Genomic DNA, 12,739 nt, shown 5'->3' on the forward strand with positions numbered 1-12,739 from the left:
CGATTTGACAGGCGCACGACTAGGAGAATCCGCAATGAAGAAGAAACTGATCTGCCTGCTGGTGGCCGGCGCGCTGCCGGGCATCGCGCTGGCCGGTTCGACATCCGCCGAAATCAAGGCGCTGCAGGCGCAGGTCGCGGCGCTGCAGAAACAGATGAAGGCGATGCAGGCGCAGCTCGCCGCGAAGCCGGGCGGCGCGGGTGTCGTCGCGACGTCCGGCGCGAGCGGCGGTGCGGCCGGCGGCGGCAACGCCGTCGCGGTCGCCGCCGACCCGGGTTCGCCGGATTACGGCCGCGCACGCGCGACGCTGACCAACGACGAGGTCAGCGAAATGAAGCAGCAGATCGCGAACCAGCAGCTGAAGGTCGACTCGCTGACCGACGCGGCCAACACCGGCCCGCTCGCCGGCCTGTCGGTCACCGGCTACATCGATCCGACCTACATCTACAACCGCGCGGCCGGCACGTCGTCGTTCCTGTTCGCGAACCACGAGAACGCGTACAACTACTTCAACAGCACGTTCGGCGATCTCTACCTCGACATCAAGAAGACCTTCGGCGTCGGCCCGATGGCGCCGTCGGCCGAGATCACGTTGATGCCGAACCGCGGCAACGGCATCACGCTGCTGCAGAACTCGCGCGGCTCGATCACCGACAACCTGCTGAACACGGCGGTGATCAACGTGCCGATCACCGCGGAAACGACGCTGGTCGCCGGCCTGATCCCGAGCTTCGGCGGCTACGAAGTGCAGCAGTCGAACCAGATGCTCACGCTCACGCACAACCTGCTGTACGATTTCTCCGATCCGGGCAGCTACGTCGGTATCGGCGCGAACTACACGAAGGGCGCCTGGGCGTGGAAGTTCTTCCTCGGCAACGAGCAGTACCGCACCTACGGTTCGGTCACGCAGACGGGCACCAATGCGCTCGGCGACCCGATCACCACCAGCAACAAGGTGCCGACCTTCACCGCGCGCGCCGACTACACGTGGTCGAGCGCGCTCGATCTCGGCGGGTCGTTCAACATCGGGCGCCAGACGCTGGCGAGCGCGATCGACCCGACCACTGGCGCCGTCAGCTACGGTCCGGGCGGCGCGGCGCCAAGCGCGTACGGTTCGTTCTTCTTCGGCGAACTCGATGCGACCTACACGCTCGCCGACATTCAGTACAACGCCGAAGTCGACTATGGCCGCCAGCAGCATGCGGCGTTCAACGGCGGCCTCGCGCAGTGGTACGGGCTGTCGCTGCTCGCGCACCGCAAGTTCAACGCGCCGGTGGTCGGCCGCATGGGCGTGACGCTGCGCTACGACCTGCTCGCGAACTCGAAGAACGGCGGGGGCGGCGGCGGTATCGCGCTGAACGGCAACGGGATGGACCCGAGCAACGGCTTTGGCGTCGATGCGGACTGCCTGGCGCAGTCGAAGGCCGGCGGCGGCCTGGGCTTCGAGTGCAAGGGCGCGGTGCGCCAGGACGTCGCGCTCGACCTGCTGTTCTATCCGACCCAGCAGATCACCGTGAAGGTCGAATACCGGCACGACTGGGCGAACAACAAGGTGTTCCTGCGCAACGACGGGTCGTACGGCAAGTCCAACGACCTGCTCGCGACGCAGTTCATCTATTCGTTCTGATGCGGCACGCGCGGGGCGCCGTGCCGCACGCACGGCGTCCCGTGCCGTTTTCAGGGTGGCTGCGTGCAGGGTGCAGCCTTGTCGAGGGAGTCGGTTTCATGACACAGTCTTTTACCCGCCGCGCCGACGCGCTCGCGCGCGACTCGTACTACGAAGCAACGGCCACGCGGCCGTTGGCCGACGATCCGGTCCTCGAGGATGCGATCGACGTCGACGTCTGCGTGATCGGCGCCGGTTTCGCGGGCCTGTCGACGGCGCTCGACTGCCGCGCGCGCGGGCTGTCCGTCGCCGTGATCGATGCGCAGCGGCCCGGCTGGGGCGCGTCGGGCCGCAACGGCGGCCAGGCGATCACGGGCTTCGCGAAAGACGACGTGATCGAGCAGCAGCTCGGCGCCGATGGCGCGCGCGCCGCGTGGTCGCTGTCGCTCGACGGCGTCGCGCTGATCGCCGAGCGCATCGCGCGCTACGGGATCGACTGCGACTTCACGCGCGGCTACCTGACGGTCGCGACGAAGCCGCGCCGCATCGACGACCTGCGCGCGTGGATGAATGCCGCGACGTCGCGCTGGGGCCATCCGTCGCTCGCGTGGCTCGATACCGGCGAGATCCAGGCACGCATTGCATCGACGCGCTATCTGGCCGGCGTGCACGATCCACTGTCCGGCCATCTGCATCCGCTCAGGTACTGCCTCGGTCTCGCCGATGCCGCGCGCCGCGAGGGCGTCGCGCTGTACGCACACACGCCGGCGCTCGACGTCGTGCGCGGCGCGCGGCCCGTGGTGCGCACACCATCGGGCGAAGTGCGCTGCCGCTTCGTCGTGGCGTGCTGCAACGCGGGGCCCGGCGGCGTGCTGCCGGCCGCAACCGCCGCGCGCATCGCGCCGATCGCGTCGTACATCATCGCGACCGAGCCGCTCGGCCGCACACGCGCCGATGCGCTGATCGCCCGACGCGAAGCCGTGTGCGACAACAACTTCTTCCTCGACTACTTCCGGCTGTCGGCCGACCACCGGATGCTGTTCGGCGGCCGCGCGAATTCGGCCGGCGCGTCGCCCGCGGCGCTCGCCGAAGCGATCCGGCAGCGCATGGTCGGCGTGTTCCCGCAGCTCGCCGACGTGCGCGTCGACCACGCGTGGGGCGGCTTCGTCGACGTCACGCGCAACCGCGCGCCGGATTTCGGCGCGATCGATCCGAACTTCTTCTACGTCCAGGGCTTCAGCGGCCACGGCGTCGCGCTCACCGGCATCGCCGGACGCGCGGTCGCCGGCGCGATCGCGGGCGACACACGCGCGTTCGACCTGTTCGCCCGCCTGCGTCACCGGCGCTTTCCCGGCGGCGATGCATGGCGGCAACCCGCGCTCGAACTCGGGATGCTGTATCACCGCGTGCGCGAGCTGTTCTGAGCCCTTTCACTCCGCTTTCCCGATCATGCAGACATTCGCCAACCAGCCGCACGTCGCGTCGTACTACGCGGCGACCGCCAACGACACGACCCGCCACGCGCCGCTTGCCGGCACGACCGACGCCGACGTGTGCGTGATCGGCGCGGGCCTCACGGGCCTGTCCGCCGCGCTCAACCTCGCCGAGCGCGGCCATTCGGTGACCGTGCTCGAAGCGTCGCGGGTCGGATGGGCGGCGAGCGGCCGCAACGGCGGCCAGTTGATCGGCGGCTTCGCGTGCGACATCGACACGTTCGCGCAGTTCATGCCGGAAGGCGACGTGAAGCGGATCTGGGACATGGGGCTCGAAACGCTGTCGCTCGTGAAGTCGCGCATCGCCCGACACGCCATCGACTGCGCGCTGGTGCCCGGCTACCTGACCGCGGCCAACACCGAGCGCGACGCCGATGCGCTGAAACGCTGGCGCGACGAAGCCGCGAAGCGCTTCGGCTACGACCGCTTCCACTTCGTCGAAGCCGACGAACTCGGCGACTACGTGCAGTCGGCCCGCTATTGCGGCGGCCTGTACGACCCCGACAGCGGCCACCTTCATCCGCTCAATTACACGCTCGGCCTCGCGCGGGCGGCGACCGACGCGGGTGTGCGCATCCACGAGGACAGCTGCGTGACGCGCGTGCGCGACGTGGCGGGCGGCCACGTCGTCGAGACGAGCGGCGGCAACGTGCGCGCGCGCTTCGTCGTGCTCGCCTGCAACACCTACATCGGCACGCTCGCGCCCGCGCTGTCGAGGAAGATCATGCCGGTCGGCACCTACGTGATCGCGACCGAGCCGCTCGGCGAAGCGCGCGCCGCCGCGCTGATGCCCGCCCGCGCGGCGATCTGCGACAGCCGCTTCGTGCTCGACTATTTCCGGCCGGCGCCCGACACGCGGCTCGTGTGGGGCGGCAAGGTCAGCTATTCGACGCGCGAGCCGCGCGATCTCGCCGCGGCGATGCGCGCCGACATGCTGAAGACGTTCCCGCAGCTCGCGGACGTGAAGGTCGACTATGCGTGGGGCGGTTTCGTCGACATCACGATGAACCGTGCGCCGCACTTCGGCCGCATCACGCCGACCACGTACTTCGCGCAGGGGTTCTCGGGGCACGGCGTGAACACGACCGCGCTCGCGGGCAAGCTGATCGCCGAGGCGATCGACGGCCAGGCGAGCCGCTTCGACCTGTTCGACAAGATCCGGCATCGCGACTTCCCCGGCGGCGAGGCGCTGCGCACGCCGGCGCTGGTGCTCGCGATGAGCTGGTACCGGCTGCTGGATGCGTTCGGCGTGCATTGAGCCCGTCGGCCGCCGCGATGCCGATGCACGAGAAAAAACGGCCGCGCTCGCGCGCAGCCGTTCGATCGGATCGCGGCACGCCGACGCAACGGACACCAGCCGGTGCCCGCGCGCCGCATGCGCCGGTCAGTCCGTGCCGTACTTCGGCGAATGCGGGCCGTACAGCAAGCCGGCCGGCGGCCCGGCCGACAGCAGGCGGCCGCTCGTGAACGCGGCGACGTCGTGGCTCTGGTCCATCAACGTATTCGCGATCTGCTTGACCGCGGCCACCACCAGCATGCCGATCAGGCCGCCGCCGCCGTTGTTGCCGCCTTCGTCGCTGCTCGCGCTCGCGTGGCCTTGCCACAGCACGTCGCCGGTGCGCAGATCGACGAGCTTCGCCGATGCCGACACGACCGTCGCGCTCGCGAGAATCCGGTAGACGGTGCCGTACTGCGACACCTTCGAATACAGCGCGGCGTCCGCGCCGAAAATCTCGCGCAGCTTCGCGGGCGGCGTTTCCTGGATCTCGGCCGCATTGGTCAGGCCGTTCTGCTTGAAGGTCTCGTCCATCACGGCAACCGGCACGACGTAATAGCCCGACTCGGCGAGCGGCAGCGTCATCTGCGACAGCAGCCCGTAGGTCGCGCCGACGTCGGAGGTTTCGTTGACCGGCGGCAGCACGAGGATCGAGCGCGGCTGGCTCTTCTTGAACGCCGCGTAATCGGGCCGTTTCACCGGCTGCGCGCAGGCGCTCAGCAGCGCGACGAGCGGCAGCACGGACAGCAGCTTGAATGAGAGGGTCTTGAACATGGCTGGCGCGTCGCTCACTGTTTGGCGGTGGTCGGATCGGCGTTCTTCTGGCCGGCGACCGTCTGGTCGACAGCCTTCTGGCCGGCTGCCTTCGGATCAGCCGCCTTCGGCGCGCCGCCTTTCTTTTTCAGCAGGAAATCCATGTAGGCCGCGGACTCCGGAAACAGCTGTTTCTCGGCCTGCAATTCCTGTTCGGCCTGCTGCTCGCTGCCGATGCTCGCGTACAACATGCCGAGATGCGCATGGAAGCCCGGCGGCGGCGTATGCCCCTTGCCGCGAATGTCCTGCAGCGCTTTTTCGAGCGCGTCGATCTGCTCCTGCGGCGACTTCTGCCCCTTGAAGTATTCGTACACCTGCGGCTGATAGCCGGTCCACTGATAGAGCGGCGGCGTCGAGCTCGCGCAGCCGGCGAGCAGCAAGGCGGCGGCCGTCGCCGGCAGCCAGTTACCCCGTTTCATGGTCTTTTCTCTTTTGATGTCGTGGTGAATCGTGCGAGCGCGGCGCCGGCCCCGGCGCCCGCTGCGGCGGGTTGCGACGCTTACTGCGCGACCTTCAATGCGCCGGCGTCCACCTGCTCGGCCAGATGGTTCACGGCTTCCTGGATCGCGAGGTCCAGCACCTTGCCGTTGAGCGTCGAGTCGTAGCCGGCCGTGCCGCCGAAGCCGATCACCTCGCGGTTCGACAGGCTGAACTCGCCCGCGCCCTGGCTCGATGCGACGACTTCCGACGTCGTCGTGTCGACGATGTTCAGGTTGACCTTCGCGTACGCAACCTGCGTCTTGCCGCGGCCGAGAATGCCGAACAGCTGATGATCGCCGACGTCCTTGCGGCCGAACTCGGTCACGTCGCCGGTCACCACGTAGTTCGCGCCCTTCACGGCCTGCGCCTTCTTCATGAAGCCCGCTTCCTGCCTGATCTCGTCGAGGTTCTCGCGATCGAGCACGTTGAAGCGGCGGCTCTGCTGCAGGCGCGTGACGAGGATCGTCTTCGCCTGTCCGCCGAGGCGGTCGATGCCGTCGGAGAAGATGCCGCGCATGTAGCTCGAGCGGTTGTCGAACTTGCCGACGGCGATCGCGACGGGCTTGCCCGCGTACGGCTTCTGCGCGCTGCTGACGGCCGGCACGTCGAGCGTGCGCGACGATTCGGTCGCGCAGCCGGACAGCGCTGCGACGACCGCCGCCGCCACGAGGACGGTGCGTCGTGTCTGAATGTTCACTGCGGGTCTCCTTGCTGGAAAAGAGGGCACTGCGCGGGGCACGCGCACGCGTTCATCGCCGATTCGGCGATCGCGGCAAGTCATGGAGGAACGCGCGCAACGGATGCGTCACGGCGAAAAGCGGATGGGTAATGCGATACGCGCCTGCATCGTGCGCACGGATGATTCCGTTATTCTGATTACTGCGCTGTTGATCGCGCATGGTCGGCCCCGTATATGATTTTTCGCGATCATATCAAGCCTCTTTATCAAGACGGCCTATCTTGATAATAATTGACGATTTTCACGCTTATATCGAATAGGCGATCCATTCACGCGTAAAGCGTTGCAGGCATGGGCTCGCGCGACACGCGATCGATACCCGCCGCTCGTCCGTGTCGATATCGGCGGATTAGCGATCGATCCGGCGATACCGACACACGTTAATCCGCCTCTTCGATCCGAACGATCGATATCTCGAAAATACGCCGTTCGGCATACCGACCGCACGCGCGCATGCATCGGTGCAAACGCGCGTGCGGTTTCCCGGTTCCTGCTAATCGGCCACCTTCTGCCGCATCGTCACGAATTCCTCGGCCGCGGTCGGATGAATGCCGATCGTGTCGTCGAACTGCGCCTTCGTCGCGCCCGCGCGAATCGCGATCGCGATGCCCTGGATGATCTCGCCCGCGTCGCGGCCGACCATGTGCGCGCCGACCACGCGCTGGCTGTCGCGCGCGACGACGAGCTTCATCAGCGTGCGCTCGTCGCGGCCCGACAGCGTGTGACGCAGCGCCTTGAACGACGTGCGGTAGATGTCGACGTCGCCCAGCGTACGACGCGCATCGGCTTCGGTCAGGCCGACCGTCGCGACCTCGGGCTGGCTGAACACGGCCGACGGCACGTACGCGTGGTCGACCGCCACGCGCGACCCGCCGAACAGCGTGCGCGCGAGCAGCCCGGCGTCACGCGTTGCGACCGGCGTGAGCTGCGGCCGCGACGTGACGTCGCCGATCGCGTGAATCGACGGCACCGACGTCGCCGAATATGCATCGACGGCAATCGCGCCGCGCGCATCGAGGAGGATGCCCGCCTGCTCGAGCCCGATCCCGTCGACATTCGGCACGCGGCCGGTCGCATAGAGCACCTGATCGTACGGCCCGTGCCGCGCGTCGCCGACCTGCACGAACAGCGTGCCGTCATCCGCGTGCTCGATCGATTCGATCACCGCGCGCGCATGAATCGTGACGCCCTGCTTCGTCATCTCGTCGGTCAGGAATTGACGCACGTCGTCGTCGAAGCCGCGCAGGATTTGTTCGCCGCGATAGAACAGGTCGACGTGGCTGCCGAAACCGTTGAAGATGCCCGCGAACTCGACCGCGATATAGCCGCCGCCGACCACCGCGATGCGTTTGGGCAGCGCCGCGAGCGACAACGCCTCGCGCGACGTGATCGCATGCTCGATGCCGGGCCGCGGCGGCAGCGACGGCCGCGAGCCGGTCGCGATCGCGATGTGGCGCGCGCGGATCGTACGCTCGCCGATCGCGACGGTATGCGCATCGACGAGCGTCGCGCGGCCGGCGTGCATGTCGACGCCCGATTGCCGCAGCAGGTTGATGTAGATGTCGCTCAGCCGGTTGATCTCGCGATCCTTCGCGGCGATCAGCGCGGACCAGTCGAGCGTGCCGGCGCCGAAGGTCCAGCCGAAGCCCTTCGCGTCGTCGACTTCGTGCGGGTAGTGCGACGCGTAGACGAGCAGTTTCTTCGGGATGCAGCCGCGCAGCACGCAGGTGCCGCCGATCTGCTCTTCTTCCGCTATGCCGACGCGTGCGCCGTATGACGCGGACATGCGCGCGAGCCGCACGCCGCCCGAGCCGGCGCCGATGACGAACAGGTCGTAGTCGAAATCCATCGCATTCCCTCATCGCAGTTCGGATGGGGGGACGATAGCAAGATTCGGGAATTCGTGCGGCGCGTGGGGCGTGCCGCGCGCCCAATAAAAAACGGCGAGAGACGAGGCCTCTCGCCGGTCAAACCGGCTGGCGGTTGTGCCATGCGTCACCGATCGACCGCATGCCCGACCTGCCGATTGCGCGGCACCGGCCGGCCCGGCGCGCGAAGGGCGCGCCCGCGGCCCGACCGGCCGCCATGCTCATGCCTGCGACGTGTCGCTGCCGTCCGTCGCCTGCGTATCGTCCGCCTGCTGCGGCTGCTCGTCCGTCTTCTCGAGCATGCCTTCGATCGCCTCGGCGCCCTTGAAGCCGGCGACGGCCGCGGCCGCCTTGGTCAGGAGGCCCGCATCCGGATCCAGCTTTTCCGCGCCTTCGACGGCGGCGACCGCGCCGGCGATCTCACCCACGACATTCAGGATACCCATCGTCATCCCCTTTCAAGAAAATCGTGAGCGCATCGTCCCACGAAAGAAACCGGCGGACCGTGTTTGTCATCGCCGGATACACAAGTTACGCACCAGGCCGGCCGCGCTCGCGAAGCGCCACCGGAACGACGCACGCGCACGCCGGACGGCATGCCACGCGCGATGCACGCAGCGTAGCGGAAAGCCTGCGCGCGGACTGTAAAAGTATGTTCTGGATTGCCGACGGATCGCTTACGGCGCGGGACTTCCGCAATGGAGCGGCCGCCGAATAGTCGTGTGCGCGTATGAAGCTCGCATTGAAGCTCGCGTGACGAAAAAAAAGAGGCGCCTCGCGGAGCCTCTTCGGTGCGTGCCGGGCGAAGCCAGCGCGTGCGTTCCGACGTTCGTCAGAAGATATTGCGCAGGCCGATCGCGATGCCCGTCTGGTTGCTGCGGCCGGGCAGCTCGACGTTCGCCGCGCCGTTCGTCTTGTTGAAGTCGACGGTGCCGTAGATTTCGGTGCGCTTGCTCAGCGCGTACTCGGCGATGCCGACGATCGCGTAGCGGTTGCCGCTCGCGAGCGTGCCGTTCGTGGTCATCGCATTGCGCATGTGGTCGTAGTAGAACGCGCCCGTCAGCGTCAGCGGCGCGCTGACCTGCCAGCTCACGCCCGCGAACGGACCGTCGTCGATCCGGCCCGTACCCTTCGCGACCGGAATCGACTGCTGCGCGAGCAGGCTGTCGACGAAGCCCGTATCGTCCTTCGAGCGCAGGTAGCCCGCGTAGATCTTCGCCTTGCTGAACGCGTACACGACGTTCGCGTGGTAGATCGTCTGCTTGCGCGCCGAGTTGTCGCTGTTCTGCTGCGCACCGGCCGCGATGCTGAGCGGGCCCATCACGTACGACAGCGACACGCCCCACGCATTGCCCTTGCCGAGCGAACCCGGAATCTGGCCCGAGAAGCCGCCGGCGCCGGTCGATTCGTAGTTGGTGCCGGTCGAGTACATCGCCTTCGCCGTCAGGCCCTCGAACTTGCCCGTGTACTTGATCTGGTTGTCCGCATACAGGCCGCCGCCGAGTGCGACCGGCAGCCACGCGTTTTCGAGGTAGTTGCCGACCGTCAGAGGATCGTAGGTGTCCGACAGCAGGTCGAACAGCGGCGTCTTCTGGCGGCCGAGGGTCACCGTGCCGTACGGGCTCTGCAGGCCGACGTACGCCGCGCGGTTGAACAGGCGGCCGCTGTCGGCGAACGCGCCGTTCTGCAGGTTCACGCCGCTCTCGAGGTTGAACACGGCCTTCAGGCCGCCGCCCAGGTCTTCCGTGCCGTAGATGCCGAAGCGGCTGTTCGTGATCGCGCCGTTGGTCATCGACAGCAGGCCGTCGTTCTTGGCGTTGGCGTTGGTCAGGTAACGAATGCTGGCGTCGGCGACGCCCCAGAGCGTGACCGAGCTTTGTGCTGCTGCGTACTGGCTGGCGAAGGCCAGCGCCGCGCCCCCTGCGATGACTGCGAGTCGGGTGGTCTGCTTCATGAGCTTTCCCTTTTGTAGGTGTCTCCATTCATGGCCGGCCGCGTGCGCAGCCGGGTGGCGATCGCACACGTTCATGGCGTGCGCGATGTGGGCTGAATCATAAGACCAGTGCGAACGCTGAAAGAAATTGAAATACGCGGCAATCGCGCGATTGTCGTCCGGGAACAACGTTTCCCGCGCCGGGCCTGTCTCGCGCGAGGGCGGGAGGGTGCGCGACGGCGCCGGCGGGCACGTGCGGCGCTGCAAGGTTCGGCGATGGTGCGGTGCGGTGCGGCGCGGCGCGGCGCGGCGTAGTGAAATGGTCGGTGCGATCGTTGCGATCGGCTCACTGCTCACTGCTCACTGCTCACTGCTCACTGCTCGCTGCTCGCCGCTTGCCGCTTGCCGCTTGGGGTTGTCCGATTGCCGCCTGCCGTCAGGCCGTCTGCGCCGCCCCGTCGCTGCCGGCGCCCGCGTCGCCGTTACCGTCCTCGCCGCCCGCGCCGCCGTTCCCCGCGCGACGCCACGCCCGCCGCACGATCTCCGCGAACGCGCCGACGAGCAGCAGCACGGCGCCCCACAGCGCGATGTCCGGCACGAGCCGCGTCACGAGGCCGCCGACCACCGCGCCGGCCAGGAAACAGAAACTGATCGTCGCGAGCAGCGCCGAGTCGTGCAGCGCCCCCGCGTCGTAGCGCGGGATCAGCCCGACGAACAGCTTCTGCGCGGCACGCCGCAGGTTGCCGGTCGTCATCACCGACGTGTACGACAGTTCCTCGAGATGGGTGAACGACAGCGTCTGCAGCGTCGCGACGAACGAGATGCCCGGAATCAGCCATGCGCTCGACGCGCCGACGAGGCCGCTCGCGGCGACGCCGAGAAACGCGATTTCGACGATCAGGCTCACGAACGCCGTATGCCGCATCCAGCCGCGCCCCGCGGCGAGGCCGAGCAGGTGCGCGACGAACACCGCGAGCACGAAGCCGCCGAGCGGCGGTACGTGATGCAGCGCCGCGGCCCATTCGCCGGCCGACAGGTTGATGCCGAGCAGCGCGACGTTGCCGGTCATCGTGTTCGCGAACACGTGGCCGTGGCCGACGTACGTGTACGCGTCGAGATAGCCGCCGGACAGCGTCAGCAACGCGGCGACAGTGAGATTGCGGCTGGCGCCGTCGAGATCCATCGATCCTCCCGTGAAAAGTCGCGCCAGTATCGCGCACGGGAGGGCGGTTGTGCGCAGCTCACTGCCCGATGCCCGTGAGCCCGATCAGCGCGCCGCCCGCGAGCAGCCACAACGGATGGATGCGCGTGCGCCACGCCAGCACCGCGCACGCGGCCGTGATGCCCCACTGGATCGCGGTGCGGTTCGACGCCTCGGAAATCAGCACCGCGCTTGCCGCGACGAGCCCGGCCGTCACCGGCATCATTCCCTGCTGCACGTAGCGGCGCCACGGCCGGTCGCGAAAGCGCTCCCACGCATGCAGCGCGAGCACGGTGACGATCGACGACGGCCCGAACTTCGCGAGCGACGCGACCAGCAGCCCGGCCCAGCCGGCCACATGCCAGCCGACCAGCGACACGATCATCATGTTCGGCCCGGGCGCCGCCTGGGCCAGCGCGAACAGCGCGGTGAACTCGTGCGCGCTCATCCAGTGATGCACGTCGACGACCTGCCGCTGCATCTCCGGCAGGATCGTGTTGCCGCCGCCGAACGCGAGCAGCGACAACTGACTGAAGATCGTCGCGATGGCGATCAGCGTATCGCTCATGGCCGGCCCTCCCGTTGCGAGCGGGGCGCGTCGGGCGCACCCTGCGTGCCGGGTGCGGCAGCAGGCGCCGGCCGCGGCGTGCCCGCGTCGCGACGGCGCGACGCGAACCAGATGCTGACAGGCGTCAGCACGAGCATCGTGGTCAACAGCGGCATGCGCAGCACCGCGATCGCGACGAACGCGAGCGCCGCGATCGCCGCCGCCGTGCGCGGCGCCCGAAGCAGCGGCTTCGCGACCTTCACGGCCATCGCGACGAGCAGGCCGGCCGCCGCCGCGGCAAGCCCCGCGAACAGGTGCTGCACGCGCGGATCGTTCTGCGTCTTCGCGTACAGCACGCCGAGCGCGACGACGACCAGCGTCGGGCCCGCGATCAGCCCGAGAATCCCGGCAAACGCACCGGCGACGCCGCGAAAGCGCATGCCGACGGCGACCGACAGGTTGATCACGTTGCCGCCCGGCAGGAACTGGCACAGGCCGAGCAGATCGGTGAATTCGTCGGCGGAGAGCCACTTGCGCTCGTCGACGATCGTGCGCCGCGCGAACGGCAACGCGCCGCCGAACGACATCAGGCCGAGCGACAGGAAACCGGTGAACAGCTCGGCGAGGCCGACGCTGCGAGGAGACGCGCCAGGCGGCGGGGAAGCGGGCGGCGAGTCAGGCTGAAAAGCGGATTGCATGGGGCTCCTCATCAAACGGTGAAGCGAGGTTACCGCCGTTCAGGATTCCGGCAAAACGATTTTATCGGCGCGCCCTTGTGATCTA

Annotated in this window: 12 protein-coding genes; 3 read left to right on the forward strand and 9 right to left on the reverse strand. The window is 68.0% G+C overall.

What is annotated here, in order from left to right; all coding sequences use genetic code 11:
* Positions 1-34: 34 nt before the first annotated feature.
* From JMF86_RS14990 to JMF86_RS15000, 3 genes are all read left to right on the forward strand, one after another.
* Positions 35-1,627: a DUF3138 family protein gene (locus JMF86_RS14990; RefSeq protein WP_011546397.1), complete on the forward strand. Its 1,593-nt coding sequence runs from the start codon at positions 35-37 to the stop codon at positions 1,625-1,627.
* 98 nt (positions 1,628-1,725) lie between these two features.
* Positions 1,726-3,030 (forward strand): FAD-binding oxidoreductase, encoded by a 1,305-nt coding sequence (locus JMF86_RS14995; RefSeq protein ID WP_054928133.1) that lies wholly within the window; start codon positions 1,726-1,728, stop codon positions 3,028-3,030.
* A 25-nt stretch (positions 3,031-3,055) separates the two neighbouring features.
* Complete coding sequence (locus tag JMF86_RS15000) at positions 3,056-4,357, forward strand: FAD-binding oxidoreductase (RefSeq protein ID WP_054928134.1); 1,302 nt, start codon at positions 3,056-3,058, stop codon at positions 4,355-4,357.
* A gap of 126 nt (positions 4,358-4,483) precedes the next feature.
* On the opposite strand, the gene JMF86_RS15005 is transcribed toward JMF86_RS15000, so the two are convergent.
* The 9 genes from JMF86_RS15005 to JMF86_RS15045 all read right to left on the reverse strand — a co-directional run bounded on the left by JMF86_RS15005 (position 4,484) and on the right by JMF86_RS15045 (position 12,654).
* Positions 4,484-5,149, reverse strand: a complete 666-nt coding sequence (locus JMF86_RS15005; RefSeq protein WP_201317032.1) for a DUF799 domain-containing protein — start codon at positions 5,147-5,149, stop codon at positions 4,484-4,486.
* Between the two features lie 14 nt (positions 5,150-5,163).
* Positions 5,164-5,607: a DUF4810 domain-containing protein gene (locus JMF86_RS15010; protein ID WP_054928136.1), complete on the reverse strand. Its 444-nt coding sequence runs from the start codon at positions 5,605-5,607 to the stop codon at positions 5,164-5,166.
* A gap of 80 nt (positions 5,608-5,687) precedes the next feature.
* A complete protein-coding gene (locus JMF86_RS15015; protein WP_201317034.1) occupies positions 5,688-6,359 on the reverse strand; it encodes a CsgG/HfaB family protein in 672 nt (223 codons plus the stop codon).
* Positions 6,360-6,900: 541 nt separating this feature from the next.
* Positions 6,901-8,256: a glutathione-disulfide reductase gene (gor, locus tag JMF86_RS15020; protein WP_201317033.1), complete on the reverse strand. Its 1,356-nt coding sequence runs from the start codon at positions 8,254-8,256 to the stop codon at positions 6,901-6,903.
* A 240-nt stretch (positions 8,257-8,496) separates the two neighbouring features.
* Positions 8,497-8,721, reverse strand: a complete 225-nt coding sequence (locus JMF86_RS15025) for a hypothetical protein (RefSeq protein ID WP_054928155.1) — start codon at positions 8,719-8,721, stop codon at positions 8,497-8,499.
* Positions 8,722-9,107: 386 nt separating this feature from the next.
* On the reverse strand, positions 9,108-10,229 hold the full coding sequence (locus tag JMF86_RS15030; RefSeq protein ID WP_011546404.1) for a porin: 1,122 nt from the start codon (positions 10,227-10,229) through the stop codon (positions 9,108-9,110).
* Positions 10,230-10,644: 415 nt separating this feature from the next.
* On the reverse strand, positions 10,645-11,391 hold the full coding sequence (locus JMF86_RS15035) for a YoaK family protein (RefSeq protein WP_027807828.1): 747 nt from the start codon (positions 11,389-11,391) through the stop codon (positions 10,645-10,647).
* A gap of 58 nt (positions 11,392-11,449) precedes the next feature.
* Positions 11,450-11,977 (reverse strand): chromate transporter, encoded by a 528-nt coding sequence (locus JMF86_RS15040; RefSeq protein ID WP_006477572.1) that lies wholly within the window; start codon positions 11,975-11,977, stop codon positions 11,450-11,452.
* A complete protein-coding gene (locus JMF86_RS15045; protein WP_054928139.1) occupies positions 11,974-12,654 on the reverse strand; it encodes a chromate transporter in 681 nt (226 codons plus the stop codon). The genes JMF86_RS15040 and JMF86_RS15045 overlap by 4 nt, the downstream gene beginning before the upstream one ends.
* Positions 12,655-12,739: the final 85 nt, after the last annotated feature.

The sequence above is a fragment of the Burkholderia sp. E168m15 genome (assembly GCF_016586105.1).
GTDB classification, from domain to species: domain Bacteria; phylum Pseudomonadota; class Gammaproteobacteria; order Burkholderiales; family Burkholderiaceae; genus Burkholderia; species Burkholderia orbicola.

Excerpts from the sequence above, each read along its gene's own strand:
- gor (WP_201317033.1), bottom strand. The coding sequence starts at position 8,256 with ATGGATTTCGACTACGACCTGTTCGTCATCGGCGCCGGCTCGGGCGGC.
- JMF86_RS15030 (WP_011546404.1), bottom strand. The coding sequence starts at position 10,229 with ATGAAGCAGACCACCCGACTCGCAGTCATCGCAGGGGGCGCGGCGCTG.
- JMF86_RS15005 (WP_201317032.1), bottom strand. The coding sequence starts at position 5,149 with ATGTTCAAGACCCTCTCATTCAAGCTGCTGTCCGTGCTGCCGCTCGTC.
- JMF86_RS14995 (WP_054928133.1), top strand. The coding sequence starts at position 1,726 with ATGACACAGTCTTTTACCCGCCGCGCCGACGCGCTCGCGCGCGACTCG.
- JMF86_RS15040 (WP_006477572.1), bottom strand. The coding sequence starts at position 11,977 with ATGAGCGATACGCTGATCGCCATCGCGACGATCTTCAGTCAGTTGTCG.
- JMF86_RS15025 (WP_054928155.1), bottom strand. The coding sequence starts at position 8,721 with ATGGGTATCCTGAATGTCGTGGGTGAGATCGCCGGCGCGGTCGCCGCC.
- JMF86_RS15000 (WP_054928134.1), top strand. The coding sequence starts at position 3,056 with ATGCAGACATTCGCCAACCAGCCGCACGTCGCGTCGTACTACGCGGCG.
- JMF86_RS14990 (WP_011546397.1), top strand. The coding sequence starts at position 35 with ATGAAGAAGAAACTGATCTGCCTGCTGGTGGCCGGCGCGCTGCCGGGC.
- JMF86_RS15045 (WP_054928139.1), bottom strand. The coding sequence starts at position 12,654 with ATGCAATCCGCTTTTCAGCCTGACTCGCCGCCCGCTTCCCCGCCGCCT.
- JMF86_RS15035 (WP_027807828.1), bottom strand. The coding sequence starts at position 11,391 with ATGGATCTCGACGGCGCCAGCCGCAATCTCACTGTCGCCGCGTTGCTG.
- JMF86_RS15010 (WP_054928136.1), bottom strand. The coding sequence starts at position 5,607 with ATGAAACGGGGTAACTGGCTGCCGGCGACGGCCGCCGCCTTGCTGCTC.